Here is a 22,012-nt window from a genome sequence, read left to right as displayed (position 1 = left end):
AGCACGGGGCGACGGGCGGGCTGTGTGGTGAGGTGACGCGCGGGAGGGGTGTCGTGGCGACTCAGCGGCGTTTGGCGGGGCCGGCGGCCTTGCGTTGCCGGCGCTGGCCGCTCGGGGCCCTGCGGCGGCCGGGGGCATAGGCCCCGTCGGGGCCCGGACGGCGACGCAAGCCGACGGGAGGGCAGCGCGGGCCGTGGCCAGCCTTGCGGCGGGAGGGGGTCAGCGGCGTTTGGCGGGGCCGGCGGCCTTGCGTTGCTGGCGTTGGCTGGTGGGGGGTGTGCGGCGGGGCTGGGGGGTGGGGTCGGCCTGGGCCGCGGGGGCGGCGGGCGGGGACGGGGGCTTGGGCGGGCCTGGCGGGGTCATGTCGCCGAACTTGCCGTCGGGGCGGCGCGGGGCCGCCAGGGGCGGGGGCTCGCGGCGGGCCATGCCGAGGTAGCCGCCGACGAACAGCAGGACCAGGCCGAGGAGGACGCCGGCGGCCGGGATGTAGCTGCGCACCATGTCGATCTTCAGGGCCTCGCCGTTCGCCATGTCGACCAGGGCCTTCTGGTCCTTGTCGACGGTGATGAGGTCGGCCTGGGCGACGATCATGGAGCCCTTGCCGTCCGGCGTGCGGACGCTGCTGCGGATGTTCTGGCGGTGCTTGACCGGGATGCCCGTGCGCGGGTCGACCCAGACGGTGTTGTAGGCCTCGGCGTACCGGTCGACCTTCTGGTCGCCCGCGTCGTCGGGCAGGCCCAGCATCTTCGGCGGCAGCTTGGCGTCCAGCGCGGCCGTCTTGGTCAGCGGGATCGTCTGGGTGAACCGGTACGTCGTCAGGCCGTGGACCTTCTCGACGGCGTTGAACTGCATCGGCGCCGTCTGCTTGGTCGTCATGTCGAAGAACGGGTAGTCCCGCTTGTGCACGTTCGCGACCGGGAACAGCAGCCCGTACCCCGACATCCGGACGCCGTTGTCGCCGTCGACGTTGGTGCCGCAGCAATTGGTCAGCACGCCCGTCCGGCGGTCGAAGGCGATCCGGAAGCCCTGCATCTGGACGGGCTTGTCAGGCTTGTCCTGGTTGTAGATGTTGGTCGTGGAGTCCCAGACGGCGATCTTGTCGTTGCCCTCGTTGGCCCGGACGTCGCCGCGCACGGTGTTCCTGGCCAGCAGGGTCACGCCGGACTTGAACTTCCGCTCGGCCTCGTCGAAGTACGTGGAGTCCTTCGACTCCAGGCTCGTCACCTGGTAGCGGTTCAGCGGTGCGACGACCACCTGGTCGGCCACATAGAAACGGACGAGCGGCGCGAGCGTGAGGAAGAACGCGCCAAGGCCGATCAGGACCAGGCCGACCGGTCGCCGCATGAACACCTCCGGGGCTGCCGTCGTTCTCACGGCGGGCGGGGGCCCCAGCCGTGCCGTGGGCCCCGCACCTCCAGCATGTCCGGGTCACCCTACCGGACGTGTGTACTGGTCGGTAAGCTCCCCGTTACCTTGGCGGCCTCTCAAGGCCCCCGGTCCCGCATGGCACCGCACCACACCGCAAGAGCGACGCGGCTCGGCACGGACGGCATAGCAAGAACGGGACGAACGGCTCGGCACGGCTCGGGTGACATGGCACGGTACGACACAACGGCTCGGCGCTGCTCGGGTGACACGGCACCGCAAGAACGACACGGCACGGAGGGTGGGGTGGGGATGGCGGCGGCGCCCTCCAGGCGGGGTGAGCGCCGGGACGGGGGTGCTGTGGCGCCGCCCATCTCGGGGCATCAGGACACCCTGGACGGGGTCCGGGCCGTGGCGGCACTCGCCGTTCTCGTCTTCCACGTCGCGAGCGCGGCCGGGGCCGTGACCGACCCGAACGGCATGGGGTGGCTGTTCAACGGCGGCCAGGTCGGCGTGCCGATCTTCTTCACGCTCTCGGGGCTGCTGCTCTACCGCCCGTGGGCGGCCGCCGTGCTGGACGGGCGGCCCGTCCCGCGGACGGCCGAGTACCTCCGCCGGCGCGTGTTCCGCATCATGCCCGCGTACTGGGCCGTGGTCGCGGTCTTCATGGCCACGGCCGGACGGGACCATGCCGCCGACCCGGTGACCTGGATCTCGCTGCTCACGCTGACCCAGACCTACCTGCCCGACCCGTGGTGGCCCGGCGACCTCGGCCCCGCGCATCTCGGCCAGATGTGGAGCCTCGTCGTCGAGGTCGGCTGGTACGTCACGCTCCCGGCCACCGCGGCGGTCCTCTCCTGGTACGCGCGCCGGACGCGCGCCCGGGACGTCGGCGTCCGCGCCCGGCGGCTCCTCGTCGCCATCGGCGTCTACGCGGCGCTGTCGCTGCCCTGGACCGTCTCCATGTTCGTCCCGGAATGGCACTCCAGGATGGGGGTCTGGCTTCCGCGGTACTTCGTCTGGTTCGCGATCGGGATGGCGCTCGCGGTGGTGACGGTGTGGGCGCGGCTGGACGAGCGCCGTCCCGTGGCCGCGGTGTGCCGCGCCGTGTCGGACTCGTGGGCGGCGTGCTGGGCCGCGGCGGTGATGCTGTACGTGGTCGCGGCGACGCCCGCGGCCGGGCCGATCGGCCTCAAGCCGGACGTCTTCTGGACGTCCCTGCTGCACCTGATCGTGTTCGGGCTGTGCGCGGCGGCGTTCGTGGCGCCGGTGGTGCTCGCCCCGCCGGGGCACCCGGCGCTCGGCCCGATGCTCGGGAACCCGGTGATGCGGTTCCTCGGGCGGATCTCCTACGGCGTCTTCCTGTGGCAACTCCCGATCATCGTCGGTTGGTACGACGCGACCGGCCGGGGTTTCCGGGGGAGCGTTCTGACGGATCTGCCGCTGCTGGCCGCGGCGACCATCGCAGCGGGGGCACTGAGCTACTACCTGGTGGAGTGGCCGGTCCAGCGGCTGACCCGCCGCCGGGCCCCGTCCCGTCCGGCGGACCCTGCGGCGCCGTCCAGCTGAGCGAGATCCGACCGCCGGACTCGCCGCCGCCGGGCGGCTTGGGCCGCCACAGCTCGATCGCCAGCCTGCCCACGATCACGAGCCCGAGGAGCTGGGGCGCGATGTCGCCGACCGGTCCGGACGGGGACGCCGGGTTGTCGAGCAGGTCGAGCCGGACGCCCGCGGCGAGGCAGCCCGCCCCGGCGAGCATGGCGAGCGCGACCGGCCACGGCGAGGCGAGGGCGCGCGGCACGGCGGAGCGGCGGGTGCGGGCCCAGCCGCAGACGGCCGCGACGGCGGCCGTGACGGCGAGGCCGGGAACCCCCGCGATCCAGCCGCCGAGCGCGGCGGCCAGACCGAGAGCCGCCCACGCGGGCCAGCCCGTCCCGGCGACGAGGGCGCGGGGGGACGGGCGTCGCCGGCGGCCGCGCCCGCCCGGCCAGAACGCGGCGACCAGCAGGACGAGGAGCAGGGCGAGGCCGGATACGACGGCGATGCGCTGCGCCCGGTCGGGCGTGTAGGCGAGCTCGACGACGCCGCTGGTGCCCTGCGGGACGATCCAGCCCTGCTTCCATCCGTCGAGGCGGACGGCGCGCAGCTCGGTGCCGTTGACCGTCGCGCGCCACCCTGCGTTGAAGTTCTCGTTGACGGTGAGGAACGAGGAGGCGGCGGCGTCGACCTCCAGTCTGCGCGCGCTGGGCCCCCAGTCGAGGATCTTGACCTCCTGCGGCGCCCGGACCGCCGCCCCGCCCGGCTTCGCGCCGACCGTCACCGTGTCGAGGCGGTAGGGGTCGAACGGCGCGGAGGCCAGCCGGTTCTGGCCCGCCCGCAGCGCGGCCGGGGTGCACGCGCTGAACCGCAGCGGCCGGCCCGCGAGCAGGTCGCCGAGCGTGCCGGTCGCCCTGGTCTGGACGGTCTGGACGGTCTGGACGGTCTGGACGGTCTGGACGGTCTGGACGGCGCCGCCGGCGATCCGCAGCTTCGGGCCGTACCCGCACGGCAGCCGCAGCGGGAAGGCGCGGACGTCCGGCAGCGGGCTGACTCCGGGGATGGCGAGGTCGACCACCTGGATGGGCTGGGCCTGCGTCTCCCTGAAGAAGGTGAACGTCAGCCGGTCGGTCGCCATCGGGGCGAACGTCAGCCTGCCCTGGGCGTCCGACAGCCCTTCGCGGACCTGGCCGTTCTCGCCCTCGACCCGGATGCGCAGCGGTCCCGACGCGGTGGGCGGGCGGGTGACCGTGACGGCGGACAGCTGCTTGCGCCCCTTCCACCGGACGGTGTACGTGGGCGCCTCGTCCTTCTCCCCGGCGATCCAGGACGTCTGCGGGTCGCCGTCGAAGGCCGACCGGGGCTGGTCGGCGGGGTGGTCGGACAGCGTGGACCCGGCGGCGACGACCGGGCGGCCGCGGGCGGCGGTGTACCGCTCGATGAGCCGCCGGTCGGTGAGCACGGCGGTGCCGGTGACGGCGGCCCTGCCCGCGACCGCGGCGGTGAACGTCCGGTCGAACCCGTCCCCCTCCTCGTCGCCGGAGCCCAGGGACGGCGAGCACACCCAGCGGCGGTTGCCCTTCACGCACTCCCCCGCCGCTCCCGGCGCCCGGCTCATCACGTATGTCGCGGGCCCCCGGGAACCGGCGGGTGCGGGCATCGTGTACGTGCGGGCGGGCCGCACCCCGCCGATCGACAGCTCCGTGACGGCCGCGTGCGCGAAGCCGGGAACGGCCGGCTCGGAGGCCAGCGCGAGGATCCGCAGCCGAAGCCAGCGGGTCGGGCCGGCGGGCGCGCGGAGCAGCTGCCCGGTCGCGATCTTCTGGACGTCCTGCCGCACCGAACCGTTCTCGGTCTCGACGGCGACGCGCGCGACGGCGGGGCCGAGGGACGCGTCCTGGAGGAACGTGGCGGTGAGGCTCGGGACCTCGCGGGGCTTGTCGAAGTCGACGCGGAGCCACTGCCCGACCGGTCCGTTCCAGCCGCCCGTCCGCCAGGCGGTGAACTGGTCGCCGTCGAGCGCGGCGAACGGGGTCGCCTCGGGTTTGCGCGCCTGCGGGACCGCGTCGTCGCCCGCGGCCGACGTGGACGCGGTGACGTCGCGGACGCCGCCGCCGTAGGTCGCGTGGGTCGTGTAGCGCTTCCAGCCCTCGTCCAGGACGTCGGCGGCCTCGCCCTTGCGGGCGGCGGGGAGCGTCGGGGACGTCTGGTGCAGCTCCCCGAAGTTGCGGCGCAGCAGGCGGGGCGAGTCGGTCACGACCGGGGCGCCGCCGAGGTCGGCCGCGTCGTCGTCGAGCAGGACGGGCCCGTCGGGGAGCACGCCGCCGTCGGCCATGGCGAGCAGCGACTCCGGCCCTCCGTACACGCGGACGGGGCTCGCGGCGTCGGCGAGGTTCGCGACGCCGGCGGCGCCGCCGACCTCGTAGACCTCCAGCGCCGGGTACTTCTGGTCCACGGCGCTCACCGCGTCGTCGGCGGCTCCCCCGACGGGCGCGCCGAACGCGGCGACCCTGCGCATCCCCGGCGAGTCGGCGAGCGCCTGGTGGAGGCGGGCGGGCCAGGCGCCGCGCAGCGTCTCGCGCCGCAGGTCGTTGCGCACCAGGACGTACCGGACGCCCATCCGGCCGAGGAAGGCGCTCAGGCCGGGCGACCCCTGCCCGGACCTGACCTGCTGGTCGATCGCGTCCAGCGCGCGCGTGTATCCGGGCGACCCGGCCGGGACGAGTTGCCGGACGCCCCACCGCGCCGACAGCAGCGGCTGGACGATGTCGTCCATCGGGCGGCCCCACAGGTACTCGCCGAACGGCGCGCCCGGGACGGCCAGCACGCCCTGCCGCCCGGCCCGCGCGTTGATCCAGGTCGCCGCGTCCCGCCAGTAGCGGGGCACCTCGTTGAACTCGCCCGACCCGGTCAGGCCGTTCGAGGCGGCCGTGAGGCCGATGCCGCCGAGCGCGACGGCGGCGGCCACCGGCAGGCTGAGCAGCGAGGCGGGCCGGAAACCGAACGCGGGCGCGGCCTCGGCGCCCGGGCTGCGCGTGCCGTCGGCCGGGTGCGCGCGGCGGGCCGCCGCGACGATCAGATGGGCGAGGCCGAGCGCGAGCGGCAGCCGGACGACCGCGTCGAACTTGTGGAGGTTGCGCACCGGGGCGAGCGGGCCGTCCAGCAGGTCGCGGAGCTGCCCGGCGAACGGGCTCGGCACGTCGCTGATGTGGCCCGTCGACAGGATCGCCAGCCCGGCGAGCAGCGTGAGCAGCAGGAACGTGCGCTCGGGCAGCAGCCGGCTCAGCAGCCCGGCGAGGCCGAGCGCGGCGGCGAGGCCCGTGCAGACGATCGCCGCCGGGCCGAGCGACAGGCCGTGCCCGACCGGCGCCCAGACCTGCCCGTCCACGACCAGGTAGTTGACCCAGCGCTCCGCGCCGCGCAGCACGTTGACCAGGCCGGTCGGCCCCGCCGTCGTCTCGGCCTTCTCGGTGTAGGTCAGCCAGGAGAACCCGTACGTCCCGGTGAGCAGGAGCGGGACGAGCCACCAGGCCGTGGCCGCGCCCGCGCCCAGCGACCACCACGCGAGCATCCGCGCCCGGAACGACCCGCGCGGCCGCGTCACCACGTAGACGACCGGGACGACCAGCACGGCGACGGTCGCGGTCGCGTTGATGCCGCCGCAGCAGGCGATCGCGAGCCCCGACGCGGCCGCGGCCCTGAGCCGCCCGGTCTCCCCGGTCGCCGCGCCGACCAGCGGCAGGACGATCCAGGGCAGCATCGCGACCGGCAGGTACTCCGAGGAGATCTGCCCGAGCGTGGCCAGCCCGTTGGGGGCCAGCGCGTAGGCCATCGCCGCGAACAGGCGGGCGCCCTGCCCGGGCCCGCCCGCGGTCGAGGGACCGCCGACGCCGCCGGCGCCGCCGATGCCGAGCCGCCCCGCGAGCCGCCAGGTGCCGAGGAACGCCAGGCACATCAGCAGCGCCAGCCAGAACCGCTGGGTGATCCAGGCGGGCATCCCGGCCACGTCGCCGAGCGCGAAGAACGGCCCCATCGGGAAGAGGTAGCCGACGGCCTGGTTCTGCAGCTGGCCGAACTGCTCCGGGTCCCACAGGTGCAGGGCGCGGCCGAGGAACCCGAGCGGGTTCACCGCCATGTCGATCTTGGTGTCGGCGAGGATCGCGCCGGGCCGGGTGCCGAACGCGAGCGCGGTCAGCGCGAGGCAGCACGCGAGGACGCGCAGCCGCTCCCGCACGCGGCCCGCGATGTCCGGGCCGTCCGGCGCGGGTCGGCGGGACGCGCCGGCGCGGGGCGGATTCGCCTCTCCCACGGCCATGCTCGCCCTCTGCCCCTCTCCTGTGGTCCCCGGGGCCCTGCTCCCCGGGTGCTGCCCCGGACGTCAGCCAGGGTGCTCGTCACCGTACCTTCGGTCGCCCCGCGCGCCGCCCGGATCGCCCCGGACCGCGGAGTCGATGAGGCCCCGCATCCGGGCTGCGGTGTGCGCCCAGTCGAACTCTGCCGCCCACCTCTGACATTCCGTGGCGACCCGATCGCGCTCCGTGCGGTCGGCCAGGTCCTTGAGGGCGCGCCGGACGACGTCGGCCTGGTCGTCGCCCGCTCGGACGAGCCATCCGGTGGCCCCGTCGCGGACGGCGTCGCGCAGGCCGTCCACGTCGTGCGCGACGGTCGGGACGCCGAGCGCCGCGGCCTCGATGATGCTGAGTCCCCAGCCCTCGCCCTGGGACGTGCTGAGGTGCAGGTCGGCGCGGGCGACCAGGGCCGCCTTCACGTTCTCGGGGACGTAGCCGTGGGCGACGACGATCTTCTCCAGGCCGCGGTCTTTGATCCCGGCCGCGAGCGCGCCCGCTTCAGGGCCGTCCCCGACGATGTGGAGCCTCAGCCCTGGATGGGTCTCTGCGAGGTCCGCGGCGAGGTCGAGGAGCAAGGAGAGGCGCTTGTGCGGGACGAGCCGGGTCACGCAGACGAGGTCAGGATCCCCGGCGGCCTCTGCGACTACGCCATCGGGTTCGGCGACCACCGTTCCGTTATGGACGACGTGGGTCGGCCCCGTCCAGCCCAGTCGCTCCCTGACGGCGCGCTGCGTGGACGGCGAGACGACCACGAACGCATGCCGCCGGTACGTCCAGCAGCTCACCGGGCCCTCCAGGATCTGGCCGATCCATGCGAGCCATCGGGGGAAGTACAAACCGAACTGGGCGTCGTGCACATGGTGGATGACGCAGAACACCGGTACGCGCCGTGGCAGAACCCACGGCGTGAAGAACGGGATGCCGTTCTGGCAGTCGATGACCGCGTCGAAGCGTCCCCGCCCCAGGCGGAACCCCAGCATCCACAGCAGCACGAGGGGGTAGACGGTGAAACGGCCGCCGAGACGCACGAACTCCACGTCCTCGACCCGTTCCCTGCGCCTCTGCCCCGGCGCCCTGCTCGTCACGTAGTGGACGCGGGCTCCTTCACCGGCGAACCTGCGCGCCAGTTCCCAGGCGTAGCGCTCGGCGCCGCCGGCGGCGGGATGCCTGGGATCCCGCCAGTTGACGACCGCCAGCCGCAGTTTCTCGCTCATCCCGTCTTCGCGCGCGACGTGGAGGCGTTCTCCGGCAGGGCGCCCGGCTTCGAGAGAGCGGCCGGGTTCGCCAGGGTGGTCGAGTTCGCCAGGGCCAGGGGCTCCGCCAGGGCGACAGGCACCGGGACCGGCTCCCCCAGGGCCGCCCTGAGCGGGACGATCGGGATGTTCGACACCACCGGCACGAAGGGCAGCCGGAATCCGGCGCGCGCCCGGATCCGGATCAGGTCGAGCAGGCATTGCAGCGAGTGCCGCCGAACCGAGAACGTCGACCCCGGACGGTCGCGCCAGATCACGGGGATGTCCGTGACCGACGCCCCCCGCCGGACGCAGTGGGCGAGGAGCTCGACGTCGAACGAGAAGCCGACCGTGCGCAGGTCCGCCGCCGCGGCCCGCCCCAGCGGGCCGTAGAAGAACTTGAACCCGCACTGGGTGTCGGGGATGCCGCCCACGAGGTCGCGGACGATCCGGTTGAACGTGATGGCGCCGAGGCGCCTGAGGGGCAGCGCGTACCCCTGGACGACCGACCGACCGTGGCGCCTTGACCCGACCACGACCGGGCGGCCCTCGCGCAGCAGGACGATGGCTTCGTCCAGCGCGGCGAGGTCTGTTGCCATATCGGCGTCCATGAACCCCACGTAAGGGGCCCGTGTTTCGAGCAGTCCGGCCCGGACCGCCGCTCCCTTTCCCCGGCGTTCGCAGCGCACCAGCCGGACGGGGACCGGCCCCTCCCAGGCCTCGACGATCCCGGCCGTCCCGTCGGTGCTGGCGTTGTCGACGACGATGACCGCCGCCCGCACCGGCAGCGCGGCGAGCTTGGCGCACAGCAGATCGAGCCCCGCCGGAAGCCGGTCGGCCTCGTTGTGGGCGGGGACGACGATCTCCAGGAGCGCCGGCCGGTCACGCCAGGTCCCCATCAGGGCCTACACGTCACCGGGAGCCGTAGTTGTACAGCGGCTTGATGACGGGGTCCTTCTGGGAGGCGTTCGCGAGCTGGACGGCGCCGAACGACGCTCCGGCGGCCAGCAGGACGCCGACGATTGCGGCGATGGCGATGCGCATCAGGGGGTCCTTCGTCGGGGGTCGGATCTGCGGCGCGTGATACCGCCGAGTAACGGGAAGCTCAGAGTAGTCCCTGAGGGCAGGATTGACCAGAAAACGGCCAGACTCGTCACCGCCCACGCGGCCGCCGCGGGCGCGGCCGGGACCGCGTCCCGCACCCCGCCGGCGGCCCCCTCGATTCGGTAGACGACCAGGTCAGGGCCGCGCAGGACCTCGGTGGCGGCGCCGGAGGGACGGTTGGCGCCCGGCTCCGCGTCCACGACGACGTACCGTACGCCCTCGTCACGCAGCGTCGCCGCCGGCGGCGTTCCGGTCCGCGCGGCGGGCGCGAGCCTGACCGCCCTGGGGTCCTCCGGCGCGACGGTCGTCCCGCCCACGGTGACGGCGTCGTCCACGATGACGCGGCGGTGCAGGTAGCGGGGCAACGGGTCGAGTACCCGGCGGCCGCGGTTCCACGGGTAGCTCCGGTAGGACGCCCACGGCAGGACCAGCACGTCCCCGGACGCCGGGTCGCCGTCGATGATCTGCCGTGCGCGCGCCCAGTCGCCGGGATATCGGACGGACCGCAAGTCCCCCGCCGCGCCCCACGCCAGCGTCGGCAGCAGGAGCACCGGAACGGCCGCCGCGGCGGCGGCCACTCCCGGCCACCGGGCCTCGGCCGCCCGGTCGGCGGCCGCACCGAGCCCCACGGCGACCACGACGGCGAGCGGGGCCGCGTACTGCTGCCCGTCGCGGAGGACGGCGAACCCCGGCCAGAGGTCGATGAGGACTTGGAGGACCGGGGCCGCCACCGCGCCGAGAGCCGCCACGACGAACCCGATCACCGCCGCCACGGCCGCGCCCCTCCACCAGACGGGCTCGCGGCACCATCGCCAGTAGGCGGCCAGCGCGATGACCACCACGAGCAGCCAGAGCGTCGCGGTGACCGGCGCCCCGTAGCCGCGCGGCACCGTCTCGCCGTTCCAGACCCCGCCGAGCAGGAGCAGGCTCCCGAGCGTCCCGAACGGTGTGTCCGCCCTGGCCGCGAACAGGTCGACGGCCGTCCCGTCCCCTGGCACACCGGCCGGACGCAGTGCCCCCGGTATCAGCCACGGCAGGCTCAGCACGCCCGCGGCGGCCACGACCCGCGGGCCGGCGCGGAGGCGCCGGCCCCTTGCCGAGCTCACGAGGGCGACGGCCAGGGCCGTCAGGGCCGAGACCGTCAAGGCCGCGAAACCGCCGATCGCGGCGGGGAGCAGGGTCCGGACGAGGCGGCGGCCGCCGCCGGGCTCCTCCGTCCGCGCGGCGGCCGCGACCACCCAGGGCAGGGCCGCGTAACCGAGGAGGAGCGCCCACTGCCCCAGCAGCAGCCGCTCGGCGACGAACGGGTTCCAGGCGTAGCAGACGCCGGCGGCCAGGCGCGGCGGCAGCCGGGGCGACGGGACCAGCGAGGCCGCCGACGTGCACGCCATCACGAAGACCGCGAGCAGGACGAGCTTCTGCACCGCGTCCGCCGGGAAGACGGTGGAGAGCGCGGTGACGAACGCGTCGCTCGGCACGTGCCGGGGCACGACCCCCGTCAGCCCGAACGTCATGCGGGTGAACGCCGGATCGGGCACGAACACCATGTCGTAGGACAGCACGAAGCCGGGCGCGAGCCCCGGCCCCAGTGCCGCGAGCCCGAGCCCGAGGCCGGTGAGGGCGGCCACCAGGTGCCGCGTCCGGTCGGTCAAGCAGTCCGCTCCCGCATGTGAGCCTGGACGCTACCCGACCGGCTCGGGGTCCCGGGGCAGGCCGAGGATCCGCTCGCCGATCACGTTCAGGTTGACCTCGGTGGTGCCGCCGCCGATCGTCATCGCCCGGGACGCGAGCAGGTAGCGGGTCCAGCGGGCGCGCAGGGGGTCGCGCCGCCCGCCGGTCAGGGCGCCCTCCTCGCCGAGCAGCGTGAACCCGAACTCGGTGACCTGCTGGCCGTGCTCCATCGCCACCAGCTTGCGGACGTTCGCCGTCGCGCCCGGGTCCGTGCCCGACAGCCGCTTGAGCGTGGCGCGCAGCCCGAGCAGGTTGAACGCGTGCTCGTCGCAGGCCAGCCGGCCGACGGCGTCGCGGACGACCGGGTCCCCGTCCAGGCCGAGCTCGGCCGCGAGGTCGAGCAGCTTGGGCAGGTCGCCGCCGAGCTGGAAGCTGCTCGTCAGGCCGACCCGCTCGTTCGCCAGCGTCGTCCGGGCGACGCGCCAGCCCTCGTTGACCGGGCCCACCACGAGGTCGTCCGGCACGAACACGCCGTCCAGGAACACCTCGTTGAACACGGCGTCGCCGGTGCACTCGCGCAGCGGGCGGACCTCGATGCCGGGCGAGGACATGTCGACGAGGAAGTAGGTGATCCCGTCGTGCTTGGGACGGTCCGGATCGGTGCGGGCGACGCAGATCCCCCACTGCGCCTCGCGGGCCAGCGACGTCCAGATCTTCTGCCCGGTGATCTTCCAGCCGCCCTCGACGCGCTCGGCGCGCGTCCGCAGCCCGGCGAGGTCGGAGCCCGCGCCCGGCTCGGAGAACAGCTGGCACCAGATGATCTCGCCGCGCAGCGTCGGCGGCAGGAACCGCTCCTGCTGCTCGGGGGTGCCGTACTGGACCAGCGACGGGACGACCCACGCCGCGATCATCAGGGGCACCGGGCGCACCTTCGCCGCCTTGAGCTCCTGCTGGATCACGATCTGTTCGAGCGGCCCGGCGCCGCGCCCCCACGGCTTCGGCAGGTGCGGCGTCACCCAGCCGCCCTCCGCCATCGCGGCGCGCTGTTCGAGCGGCTCCATCGCGGCCAGCTCGGCGACGCGGGCCCGGATCTCCTCGCGGACCGGCGCCGCGTCCTCGGCCAGCTCGATGCTCATCGGACGCCGGACGCCCTTGACCGCCAGCGCGGCGAGGGTCGCATGGTGCTTGCTCGTCCGTCCTAGGAGCGCGCGGAGAGTCAGGGCCCGCCGGTAGAGGAGGTGGGCATCGTGCTCATAGGTGTAGCCGATGCCTCCATGGACCTGGATGTTGCCTTCGGCGCAGGTCACGGCGGCGTCCGCTGCTAGGGCGGCGGCTACTGCGATGGCGTAGTCGCGCTGTTCTTCTGGCTCGTCCAGAGCGCGCGCGGCGTCCCATACGGCCGCCCTGGCGCGCTCCACGGCGATGAGCATGCGCGCGCACTTGTGCTTGACGCCCTGGAACTGGCCGATCGGACGGCCGAACTGCTCGCGCAGCTTCGCGTACGCGACGGCGTCGTCCAGGGCCCGCCCTGCGACCCCGCATGCCTCGGCCCCAAGGAGGACGACGGCGAGGGCGTGCACGTCCACGCCGCTCATGACGCTCTCGTCCGGTAGGGACACGTCCGTGACCGTGACCGATCCGACCGGGCGGGTGATGTCGAGGGACTCCAGCGGCTCGACGGTGACGTCGTCCCGCCGCAGGACGACCCAGCGGTCACCGGCCGGGAGCACGAAGAGGTCGGCCAGGGGCGCGCCCAGCACCGTCTGCACCGTCCCGGAGACGGTGGAGCCGTCGATGTCGAGGCCGCCCGAAAGCCCGACCGCCGCCTTCCGGTCCCCCGTGACGAGCCCGCACGCCTCGGCCCCGGCCGCGTGCATGATCGCCGACGCCAGCACGGTGGGGGTGTAGAGGCCGGGGGCGAGCGCCCGGCCCAGCTCCTCCAGCACGACGGCCTGCTCCAGGATCCCGAATCCGTCGCCGCCGGCGTCCTCGGGCAGGTGCAGGCCGAGGAGCCCCTGCTCGGCGAGCGCGGGCCAGAACCCCGCGTCCGCGTCCCGGACGGCCTGCCGCGTGACGGCACGCTCGGCGAAGCCGCGCACCGACGCCGCGAGCGCCTCGTGTTCCTCGGTCAGCCCGATGCCCATGACCACACCTTTCTCGGAGGTGGCCACAGCCTATTAGAACGGCATTCGGTTGTCAGGAACGAGCCCGGGCCGGGAGGGCCGGGTCAGGAGGCGATCTTGAGCTGGCCGAGGAACTCGTTGATGTCGGGCCACCGCTGGCGGTGCGTGTTCGGCATCGACGCGAACACGACCGCGGGCGACTTGCGGCCGGTGTCGACCACCGCCATGGCGACGATCTCGCCGGTCGCGCGCACTCCGGCCCGCTTGTAGGTGAGGTAGGAGGCGACCAGCCAGCCCTTGTGCCCGTCCACGTTCAGGGCCTGCGACGCCAGGGGCGACGACTTGTGGGGGAACGCGTAGTACTGCGCCTCGTACCCCTTGGCGGCCAGCCCGGCCACGTTCTTCACGCTGTCGGGCCCCTGGTAGGCGCTCTGCAGGGTGGGGATCAGCGTGCCGGTGAGGAACTGCCCGTACCAGAGCCGTTCCGCCTGCCGCTCCGTGACCAGGACCTGCTGCCCCGACCAGCCCGGCGTGCCCAGCTTGTTCTTCTTGGTGGGCACCTGCCAGGGGGCGGCCAGCCGCGGGTACGACAGCCCGGAGTGGACGTCGTTGACCCGCCCGAGCATGCGGCTCGGCTTGCCGCGGAACGTCGCGAGCGGCTTGTCCGGCGGCATCTCCACCTGCGCGGCCTCGGACTGCTCCGCCGCGGCCCGCCGGTCGGCGTTGCCGGACGTCTCGGACGTGTCGGCCGGCTCGTCGTCGCCGTTCTTCATGAAGTACACGCCGCCGGCCGCGAGCAGCGCGACCACCAGCAGCCCGATCCCGCCGAACAGCACGAGCCGGGAGCGGCCGCCGCCCTCGTCGAGGGCGTCGCGCCGCGGCTTCGGCGAGCCGCCGAGCTTGGCGTCGGCCGCGCTCTCGTCCGCCATCCAGTCGGGCATCTGCCAGTTGCCGCTGCTCGGCTTGCCGGGCTTCGCCGGCTGCCCGGACCCGGTCGGGACGGCCGGCACGTACCGGTCGTCGCCCTCGCCGTCGTCACCGGCGCCCTCGTCGAAGAGCGAGCCCTCCCACTGGGGCGCCTCCTCGGCCACGGGGGCGACCTTCACGTCCGCGGAGTCGGCCTCGTCGCCGGGCGCCGCCTGCTCGGCCGGCACGACCTGCTCGGCGGGCGTGACCTGCTCGGCCGGCACGACCTGCTCTGCGGGCGCGGACTCCTCGGCCGGCGCCTCCGGCCGTCCGGTCTCGACCTTGCCCCAGACGTCGTGCGAGCCGACGCCCTCGCCGGGCGCGGAGAACTCGGTGCGCCCCGTCGGCGGGGGCACCGGCACCTCCGGCACCTTCGGCTCGGAGAAGGCCGCCTGCGGCCCGGTCGCGCCGTCCGCGCCGTCCCGCGGCTCGCCCTCGCTCATTTCGGTCCAGCGCACGTTGCGCTCCCCCTGATCGGACATGCGGCACACGTTACGCGAAGATCACCCATGGCGTTCCGGCCGGTAATCACGCTCAGGACACATCTTCTTATCGCCTCAGTGTTGGTTTCGCGCCGCCTCGGTGCGGGCCATTCGGACGCAGGGCCATTGGTGGCGAGGACGGCAGGGGCCTCAGTGCACGCTGGTCAGGGCCGCCTCGGCCGGCGGCTCGTCGGCGAGCCGCTCCCGGGCCAGCAGCGTCGCGCCCGCCACCGCGCCCGGCATCGCCAGCACCGCGCCCAGCGGAATGAGAAACACCACAAAGGTCGCCGCGCCGAACCCGACGACGAGCGGGCGGTCCGCCTTCAGCCGCGCGAACCGCTCCCGGCGCCGCAGCCCGCGCCGCTCCAGCGCGATCGACGTGAGCTCGCCCGCGAGGAAGTAGCCCGACACCAGCGCCGCGACCACCGGCACGACCGTCTGCCCGACCACCGGCAGGAACCCGCAGGCGAAGAACACGACCGCGAACACCAGCGCCACGGCGCCGAGGATCAGCGTGTCCTTGACCGCCCGCCCGATCTGGACCAGCAGCGGGACACCCGGGTCCGGCGGCGCGCCGCCCTGCGACTCCTCCACCCGGACCGCGATGGCCTCGTAGAACGGGTCGCCCACCAGCAGCGTCACCGCCGTGAACGTGATGACCGCGAGGAACAGCGCCGACCCGTACAGGGCGAGCCCGGCGACGACCCGCGCCGACGTCCGCGCCGCGTCCGGCCAGCCGTCGGCGAACCCCGTCACCCATCCGGCCAGGTCGTCGAGCCGGTACGCCAGGAAGACCAGCGCCGCGACGTACACCGCCAGGACGATCAGCGCGGGGATCAGCCCGAACAGCCACTGGGCCGGGTGCCGCGCCGCCCATCCGATGCCGCGCAGCAGGTACCCCACGCCGTTGAACAGGTCCTTGAACGCGGACGGGCGCGGCCTCTGCCGGGGCTCGGGCGAGTGCGGGTCCGGCTGCGGGCCTCCCGGCCGCGCGGCCCCGGGCTGCGGGGTCCCGGGCTGCGGGGCCGGCGGCCGGCCGGGCTGCTGCGGCGGGACCGGCCGCGGTGGCGGGGTCGGCTGGGGACCGTTCCATGCGCCGGGCCGGTCCGGCGGTCCGTGCGGTTGGCTCACGCAGCCTGACCCTATAGGGCAGGCAGCCCCACAAGGCGGGCCGAACGGTCCCAAACCGCACGTCTGAGTTGCGGATCCTTCAACGCCCCCACCGTCGGCAGCATCCCGGCGCCCGGCGTCGAGCTGTAGTAGCCGCCGCTGCGGCCCTCGAACTCCTCGTCCAGCGCGAGCCGCAGCGCCATCCGGGCCCCCTGCTCCGGCGTCCGCAGCACCGGGGTGCGCGAGAACAGCCCCATGACGCGCTCGGTCCCGCGGACGTCCCTGCCCAGGCTCGTCGCGGTGAGCCCCGGGCAGACCGCGTTCGCCGTGACGCCGCTGCCCTCCATCCGCCTGGCCAGCTCCTGCGCGAACATGATGTTGAGGAGCTTGGAGCGGCCGTACACCCGCAGCGCCCCGGCCGGGCCGTACGACCGGGGCTCGGCCATCCGCTCGACGTCGAGCCGGTCCGCGAACCGGTGCGCCTCGGACGCCACGACCACCACCCGCGACGGTGCGCCCTTCTCCAGCAGCCCCAGCAGCAGGTTCGTCAGCAGGAAGGGCCCCAGATGGTTGGTCGCGACCACACGGTCGTACCCGTCCGCGCTGACCTTGGCCCGCAGCAGGTACACGCCCGCGTTGTCGACCAGGACGTGCAGCCGGTCGAACCGCTCCTCCAGCGACGCCGCGACCCGCCGGACGTCCATCTGCACCGACAGGTCCCCCAGGAACGTCTCGATCCGCGCGTCCGGGACGTCCTTCGTCAGCTCCTCCACCGCCGCGGCGGCGCGCAGCTCGTTCCGGCAGACGATCCCCACCAGGAGCCCCGCCCGAGCCAGGCCCCGCGCGATCTCCTTCCCGATCCCGGACGTCCCCCCGGTGACAATCGCGATCTTGCGCTCCATCCCTCCACCGAACCACCCGCCGCAACCCCCGGCAAACGGCACGGCGCCTCCGGACGGTAACGGCGCGGCGTCCCGGAGATAACGGCCCGGCGCCCCGGAGCTAACGGCCCGGCGCCCCGGAGATACGCCGCCGCTCAGCCGCCCCCCGCGACCGCCCGCCGGGCCTTCACCCAGAGCTTGTAGAGGAGCCGCTGCCACTCCGGCTGCAGCAGGTGCACCAGGAGGTCCTCCTTGGTGGCCCGGCGCGCCCGCCGGGTGCCCGCCCAGCTGCGGACGAGGTCCGTGAGGAGGGTCCGCCGCGCCGGGTCGCCGCCCGCCACCATGGCGAACAGGGAGACGATCCCCGGCCGCAGGGCGGGACGCGCCGCCGCCGTCTCCAGCCACAGCATGGCCACCTCGGGAAAGCAGCCGAACCCGGTCCCGTTCCTCAGCTCGGCGGCCATGGCGACCGACCACGGCGGCACGCACGCCTGGGCCGGGACGGCCGCCGACGCCGTCAGCACGGCGGCGAGGCCGGCGGTGTCGCGTTCGGCCGCCAGATCCAGGAACAGCGCCGTCGCCAGCTGCGCGCGGACCTCGGCCTCCCGGGGCGGGCTGCCGTCGGCGTTGCGCGCCCAGGCGAGCGTCAGGTCGAGCATCGCGCGGCGGTCGTGCGCCGCCAGCTCGCGCGCGGCGTCCAGCGCCGCCGCCCGGAGCCGCTCGCCCCCCTGGCGCGCCAGACGGTCGATGGCGCCCAGCGTGATGTTCCACAGCCACGTGTCGCGCGCCGGCGCGTCCGGCAGGAGGTCGAGCAGGACCCGCAGGCCCGTCTTGGCGCGCCGCTCGGCGTCGGCCTCCACCCTCAGCGGCACCGACGACCCGCACCACGCGGCGGCCGCGCGGACGACCTCCCGCCGGTTCGCCTCCGCCAGGGTCCGCACCACGTCCAGGACCTCGTCCCGCACCTGCTCGTTGCCGTAGGTCGCGAGATGCTTCAGGCGGGTCAGGGCGACCGTGACGTAGGACTCGCCGACCACCTGGCACACCCGCGCCACCGTCAGCTTCAACGTCTGCGGGGCGTTCCGGTTGTTGGCCCATTCGTAGAGGCCCCTGCGCACCCGGCCCCCGACCAGCGGGTCCAGGCAGGTCCGCGCCAGGGCGACGTAGGCGAGGTCGGCCTTCCCGTCGGAGGCCCAGCCCCCGGCCACCTGGACGATCTTCGCCGCCGCCCCGCTCTCGGCGGCGAGGTCGGCGAACACCTCGACGAGCTTCTGGCGGCGTCCCGGGTCGAGCGCCAGCACGGTGTCGCTCGGCAGGGCCGACAGCCACTCCAGCAGGTCCATCCGCACCAGCGGGTAGTCGTCGCAGACGTGCCGCAGGACCGAGGAGGCGTAGCCGTGCCGGCGGAACACGATCCGGTCGTCCGCGCGGTCGGCGCCGAGCAGCTCGCTCAGCCCGGTGGAGGGGCACCAGGCGAGCCCGCCGCCCTCGACGTTGATCTCGAGGTGCCGCGCCAGCGACATCGCGGCGCCGTACACGCTGGTCTCGTCGGCCGGGCTGATCGCCGCGGCCGCGATCAGCAGGGTCTGGTCCCGCAGCCCGGGGTGCTCGGCGAACCAGCCGCACAGCTGGTCCTTCCAGCCCCGGTAGGCCCGCTCGACCTCCCCCTCCTCGCCGATCTCGATGACGAGGTCGGCGAGCCGGCGGGCGTCCCCCGGTAAGGCGCCCCGCAGCAGTTCGGCGGTGCGCGACCAGGCGGGCCAGCGCGTCCCGCCGAGGCCCGCCCGGTGCAGCCGGGTCCGGTAGACGAGGTCCGCGGGCGGCGGCTCCACCTGGACGATCGGCAGGAAGTCGGCGAACCGGCGCAACTCGGTCTCGTTCCCGACGACGAGCAGGAAGCCCCCGGCCCTCTCGATCCTCTCCTTGCAGGACCACAGCCGCTTCTCGTCGTCGTCGGTCCCCCGCACCAGGTACCCGAGCTGCGCGCTCGGGCCCTCCTCCACGTCGTCCTCCTCGGGAGAGAACAGGTGGACGGGCATCCCCGGGCGGAGCTCCCGCAGCGCGGCGATCGCCGTGGTCGACACCCCGGCTCCCGGGGGGCCGGCCAGCCCGATCGCATGGTGACGCCCGAGGACGGTCACGATCTGGTCGTGGTTGCGGGCGCGCACGTACCCGGCGACGCGCTCGTCCACGTCGGCCTCACCCAGCATCATCGACCGGCGCTTGTGCACCTCGACGAGCTGCTGGACGATCAGGTCGCGGGACACCGTGTTGCCGATCACGTTCTGGGCCGCGTCGCCGCTGATCGTGAAGTCCTCCATGGTCGTCATCGGCGCTCCTGCCGGAAGTCGCCGCCGACGGTGTTCCCGATCGCGTTCTGGGCGCCGTCCCCGTTGATCGTGACGCCGTTGACGGACGTCCCGCCGGACGGGGCCGGGGGCGCGGAGAGGGCGGCCTCCGGCGGCGGCTGCTCGCGCCGGTCGGGCCGCCGCCCCTCGGACGGGACGGGCACGTAGAGGTAGGCGGTCCGGTCGAACTGCTTCACCTGGACCCTGACCTCGGTGAACTGGCTCTCGCGCAGGCCGCTCCGCCCGCCCGCGACGTAGGGGGTGAACAGCTCCGCCGAGAGCAGGAACGCCGCGAAGGTCACCTCGGGGTCGCTGTCGTCGAGCGCGGCCCGCAGCGGCTTACCGTCCAGCAGGCGGCAGGCGTCGATGACGGCGGTGGAGATGCCGGGCGCGTCGGGGCGCTCGTCGTCCACGAGCCCGACGTGCAGGGCGGCGCGCAGCCGGAGCCGCATCCCCCGCGCGCGCAGCCTCGGGGCGCACTCGGCCAGGGCGTCCTGGAGGCGCCGGGGGAACGGATCGATGAGCGCGGGCACCGCCTCGTGCGGCAGGACGGCGAGGATCCCGTCCCCCGTGCTCTCCATGAACCGGACGTCGTCCCAGGCCTGGCCGAGCCCGCTCTCGGCGCAGGCCGCGGCCAGCACGCGCCGGATCTCCAGGTGGACGTCCGGCAGATCGGCGTCGCGATGCGCGCTGAACTTCTCGGCGTCCACGACGAGAACAGCACGGTATTGCTCCATAAGGCCCCCTCCACTCATGCGGACGGCAACCACTGTGGAGCCGAAGCGCCGGAAGAACTGTCGGAATTCAGACAGAACCGCGGCCCGATGCGGCCAGCTCGCGGAGGCGGGGCAGATCGGTGATGACGGTGCGGCCGCGCTCGGTGGAGACGACGCCGAGGTCGCGCAGCCGCGCCAGCTCGGCCGCGACGACGCTGCGGGAGAGCCCCACCGCCTGGCCGATCTCCAGTTGGCCGAGCCCCACACCGGGCGGCCCGTCCCCGGCCGGCACGGCGAGGCGCAGGAGGGCCCGCATGACACGGGGACCGGCGGACAGGGCCGCCGTCTCCGCGCGCCACGCCTCCCCCTCGCGCAGGCGCCGCATCGCACGCCGCAGCATCTCCTCCTCCGCCCCGGCCGAGCGCAGCAGGGAACGGAAGCGGTCCGCGGGCAGGACGCGCGTGACGCACGGGTCCATCGCGACGACCGTCGCGGAGCGGTCGTCGCCGCCGAGCACGGCGATCTCCCCGAGGATCTCGCCCGGCCCCCGGACGGCGAGGAGGAGCACCTCGCCGTCCGGAAGGGTCAGCAGCGCCTTGATCCGGCCCCGCGTCAGGAGCAGGACGTGCCTCGCGGGGTCGCCCTGGCGGAGCAGGACGTCGCCCGCGGCGAACCGCCGCTCCGCGCCGGCCGCGACGAGCGACTCCCAGATGCCCACCGTCCCATGATGCTCCCCGCCGGCGCCCCTGGCACCGAAGTGGAACACGTTCTACTATTTCGGCCATGAGGTTCACCTACGCCGAGGCCATGACCGATCCGTCGTACTACCTGCCGCTGGCCAGGGCCGCCGAGGCGGCCGGGTACACGAGCATGTCGGTCGCCGACTCGCTGGTGTACCCGAAGGAGTCGGACTCGGTGTACCCGTACACCCCCGACGGCGACCGGGGGTTCCTGGAGGACAAGCCGTTCATCGAGACGTTCACGCTGATCGCGGCCATGGGGGCGGTGACCGAACGGCTGAGGTTCACGCCGTTCGTCCTCAAGCTGCCGGTACGTCCGCCCGTGCTGGTGGCGAAGCAGGCCACCTCGGTGGCGTGCCTGACCGGCGGGCGGCTCGGCCTCGGCGTCGGGCTCAGCCCGTGGCGCGAGGACTTCGAGGTCATGGGCGTCCCGTGGGAGCGGCGGGGCAGGCGGATGGACGAGGCCATCGACATCGTCCGGGGACTGAGCGGCGGCGAGTACTTCGAGTACCACGGCGAGCACTTCGACGTCCCGGCGCTCAAGATCTGCCCGGCGCAGCCCTTCCCGATCCTGGTCGGCGGGCACAGCGAGGCCGCGCTGCGCCGCGCCGTGGTGCGCGGGGACGGCTGGATGCACGCGGGCGGCGACGACCTCGACGACCTGCTCGCCAGGCTGGGCCGCATCCGCGAGGCGGAGGGCAAGGCCGGCGACCCCTTCGAGGTGCACGTCATCTCGATGGACGCCTACACGCCCGACGGGGTGAAGCGGCTGGAGGACAAGGGCGTCACCGACGTGATCGTCGGCTTCCGGATGCCCTACGCCAAGGGCCCCGACACCGAGCCGCTGGACAAGAAGATCGAGCACCTCGAACGGTTCGCCGAGACCGTCATCGCCAAGACGGCCTCCTGACCCCGAAACGAGAACACGTTACAGTGGACGCCATCAGTTGGGACGCCCCCGACGCGGACCACCCGGCCCGCCGCGCCGCCCGCGCCTCCATGACCGCCGTCGCCGAGGGCCGCAAGGACGACTGGCTGGCCCTCTTCGCCCCGGACGCCCTCATCGAGGACCCGGTCGGCCCGTCCTTCCTCGACCCGGCGGGCGCCGGCCACCGGGGCCCGGACGGCATCGAGAACTTCTGGGACTCCTTCATCTCCACGATCGCCGGCTTCCGCTTCCGCGTCGCCGACTCGTTCGCCAACGGCCCCTGCTGCGCCAACGTCGCGACGATCACGACCACGACGCCGGACGGCGCCACGATGACCATCGACTGCGTCCTCGTCTACACGGTGGACGACGCGGGCAAGATCACCTCCCTGCGCGCCCACTGGGAGCCCGACCGCGCCATGGCCACCCTCACCACCTCCTGACATGCGGTGACGCCGGGC

At 74.2% G+C, this 22,012-nt stretch carries 15 protein-coding genes and 1 pseudogene; 3 read left to right on the top strand and 13 right to left on the bottom strand.

Annotation, left to right across the window (positions count from 1 at the left end):
* Nucleotides 1-219 precede the first annotated feature (219 nt).
* The gene (gene pgfA, locus AB0C21_RS20330) at nucleotides 220-1,344 is read right to left on the bottom strand and encodes a cell envelope lipid trafficking protein PgfA (protein WP_500205971.1); all 1,125 of its coding nucleotides are present in this window, start codon (nucleotides 1,342-1,344) and stop codon (nucleotides 220-222) included.
* Between the two features lie 381 nt (nucleotides 1,345-1,725).
* Here pgfA and AB0C21_RS20325 point away from each other — a divergent pair, with 381 nt between their 5' ends.
* Complete coding sequence (locus tag AB0C21_RS20325; RefSeq protein ID WP_500205970.1) at nucleotides 1,726-2,934, top strand: acyltransferase family protein; 1,209 nt, start codon at nucleotides 1,726-1,728, stop codon at nucleotides 2,932-2,934.
* A 1,078-nt stretch (nucleotides 2,935-4,012) separates the two neighbouring features.
* Here AB0C21_RS20325 and AB0C21_RS20320 read toward each other — a convergent pair.
* From AB0C21_RS20320 to AB0C21_RS20265, 12 genes and pseudogenes are all read right to left on the bottom strand, one after another.
* Nucleotides 4,013-7,216 (bottom strand): annotated as a pseudogene (locus tag AB0C21_RS20320) (alpha-(1->3)-arabinofuranosyltransferase domain-containing protein); the annotation flags it as partial.
* A 63-nt stretch (nucleotides 7,217-7,279) separates the two neighbouring features.
* Entirely contained in the window at nucleotides 7,280-8,464 is a 1,185-nt protein-coding gene (locus AB0C21_RS20315) for a glycosyltransferase family 4 protein (protein WP_500205968.1), read from the bottom strand.
* Complete coding sequence (locus AB0C21_RS20310; RefSeq protein WP_500205966.1) at nucleotides 8,461-9,381, bottom strand: glycosyltransferase; 921 nt, start codon at nucleotides 9,379-9,381, stop codon at nucleotides 8,461-8,463. Before AB0C21_RS20310 ends, AB0C21_RS20315 begins: the two co-directional genes overlap by 4 nt.
* Nucleotides 9,382-9,394: 13 nt before the next feature.
* Nucleotides 9,395-9,526, bottom strand: a complete 132-nt coding sequence (locus AB0C21_RS20305) for a hypothetical protein (RefSeq protein ID WP_268843230.1) — start codon at nucleotides 9,524-9,526, stop codon at nucleotides 9,395-9,397.
* Nucleotides 9,526-11,238 carry an MmpA family trehalose lipid delivery protein gene (locus AB0C21_RS20300; protein WP_500205964.1) on the bottom strand — a complete coding sequence of 571 codons (1,713 nt, stop codon included), beginning with the start codon at nucleotides 11,236-11,238 and terminating at the stop codon, nucleotides 9,526-9,528. Before AB0C21_RS20300 ends, AB0C21_RS20305 begins: the two co-directional genes overlap by 1 nt.
* Nucleotides 11,239-11,268: 30 nt before the next feature.
* Nucleotides 11,269-13,401, bottom strand: coding sequence for an acyl-CoA dehydrogenase family protein (locus AB0C21_RS20295; protein ID WP_500205962.1), 2,133 nt, complete (start codon nucleotides 13,399-13,401; stop codon nucleotides 11,269-11,271).
* 83 nt (nucleotides 13,402-13,484) lie between these two features.
* Nucleotides 13,485-14,828, bottom strand: a complete 1,344-nt coding sequence (locus AB0C21_RS20290) for a hypothetical protein (RefSeq protein ID WP_500205961.1) — start codon at nucleotides 14,826-14,828, stop codon at nucleotides 13,485-13,487.
* 150 nt (nucleotides 14,829-14,978) lie between these two features.
* Nucleotides 14,979-15,959, bottom strand: coding sequence for an EI24 domain-containing protein (locus tag AB0C21_RS20285; RefSeq protein ID WP_500205959.1), 981 nt, complete (start codon nucleotides 15,957-15,959; stop codon nucleotides 14,979-14,981).
* A gap of 11 nt (nucleotides 15,960-15,970) precedes the next feature.
* Complete coding sequence (locus AB0C21_RS20280) at nucleotides 15,971-16,840, bottom strand: SDR family NAD(P)-dependent oxidoreductase (protein WP_149259239.1); 870 nt, start codon at nucleotides 16,838-16,840, stop codon at nucleotides 15,971-15,973.
* Nucleotides 16,841-16,974: 134 nt separating this feature from the next.
* Nucleotides 16,975-19,149, bottom strand: a complete 2,175-nt coding sequence (locus AB0C21_RS20275; protein ID WP_500205957.1) for a hypothetical protein — start codon at nucleotides 19,147-19,149, stop codon at nucleotides 16,975-16,977.
* On the bottom strand, nucleotides 19,146-19,904 hold the full coding sequence (locus tag AB0C21_RS20270; protein WP_500205955.1) for a hypothetical protein: 759 nt from the start codon (nucleotides 19,902-19,904) through the stop codon (nucleotides 19,146-19,148). Before AB0C21_RS20270 ends, AB0C21_RS20275 begins: the two co-directional genes overlap by 4 nt.
* A 67-nt stretch (nucleotides 19,905-19,971) precedes the next feature.
* Nucleotides 19,972-20,601 (bottom strand): Crp/Fnr family transcriptional regulator, encoded by a 630-nt coding sequence (locus AB0C21_RS20265; protein ID WP_500205953.1) that lies wholly within the window; start codon nucleotides 20,599-20,601, stop codon nucleotides 19,972-19,974.
* A 65-nt stretch (nucleotides 20,602-20,666) separates the two neighbouring features.
* On the opposite strand from AB0C21_RS20265, the gene AB0C21_RS20260 reads away from it, so the two are divergent.
* Both AB0C21_RS20260 and AB0C21_RS20255 read left to right on the top strand, forming a co-directional pair.
* Nucleotides 20,667-21,533: a TIGR03619 family F420-dependent LLM class oxidoreductase gene (locus tag AB0C21_RS20260; RefSeq protein ID WP_500205952.1), complete on the top strand. Its 867-nt coding sequence runs from the start codon at nucleotides 20,667-20,669 to the stop codon at nucleotides 21,531-21,533.
* A 23-nt stretch (nucleotides 21,534-21,556) separates the two neighbouring features.
* On the top strand, nucleotides 21,557-21,994 hold the full coding sequence (locus AB0C21_RS20255; RefSeq protein WP_500205950.1) for a nuclear transport factor 2 family protein: 438 nt from the start codon (nucleotides 21,557-21,559) through the stop codon (nucleotides 21,992-21,994).
* Nucleotides 21,995-22,012: the final 18 nt, after the last annotated feature.

Origin of the sequence: Spirillospora sp. NPDC049024 (assembly GCF_040649235.1) — a bacterium.
Classification (GTDB): domain Bacteria; phylum Actinomycetota; class Actinomycetes; order Streptosporangiales; family Streptosporangiaceae; genus Spirillospora.
This window is presented reverse-complemented; position numbering and strand designations above follow the sequence as displayed.

Coding starts and splice junctions, on each gene's coding strand:
- AB0C21_RS20310 (WP_500205966.1), bottom strand. CDS start 9,381: ATGGGGACCTGGCGTGACCGGCCGGCGCTCCTGGAGATCGTCGTCCCC.
- AB0C21_RS20270 (WP_500205955.1), bottom strand. CDS start 19,904: ATGGAGCAATACCGTGCTGTTCTCGTCGTGGACGCCGAGAAGTTCAGC.
- AB0C21_RS20305 (WP_268843230.1), bottom strand. CDS start 9,526: ATGCGCATCGCCATCGCCGCAATCGTCGGCGTCCTGCTGGCCGCCGGA.
- AB0C21_RS20290 (WP_500205961.1), bottom strand. CDS start 14,828: ATGTCCGATCAGGGGGAGCGCAACGTGCGCTGGACCGAAATGAGCGAG.
- AB0C21_RS20275 (WP_500205957.1), bottom strand. CDS start 19,149: ATGACGACCATGGAGGACTTCACGATCAGCGGCGACGCGGCCCAGAAC.
- AB0C21_RS20260 (WP_500205952.1), top strand. CDS start 20,667: ATGAGGTTCACCTACGCCGAGGCCATGACCGATCCGTCGTACTACCTG.
- AB0C21_RS20280 (WP_149259239.1), bottom strand. CDS start 16,840: ATGGAGCGCAAGATCGCGATTGTCACCGGGGGGACGTCCGGGATCGGG.
- AB0C21_RS20295 (WP_500205962.1), bottom strand. CDS start 13,401: ATGGGCATCGGGCTGACCGAGGAACACGAGGCGCTCGCGGCGTCGGTG.
- pgfA (WP_500205971.1), bottom strand. CDS start 1,344: ATGCGGCGACCGGTCGGCCTGGTCCTGATCGGCCTTGGCGCGTTCTTC.
- AB0C21_RS20315 (WP_500205968.1), bottom strand. CDS start 8,464: ATGAGCGAGAAACTGCGGCTGGCGGTCGTCAACTGGCGGGATCCCAGG.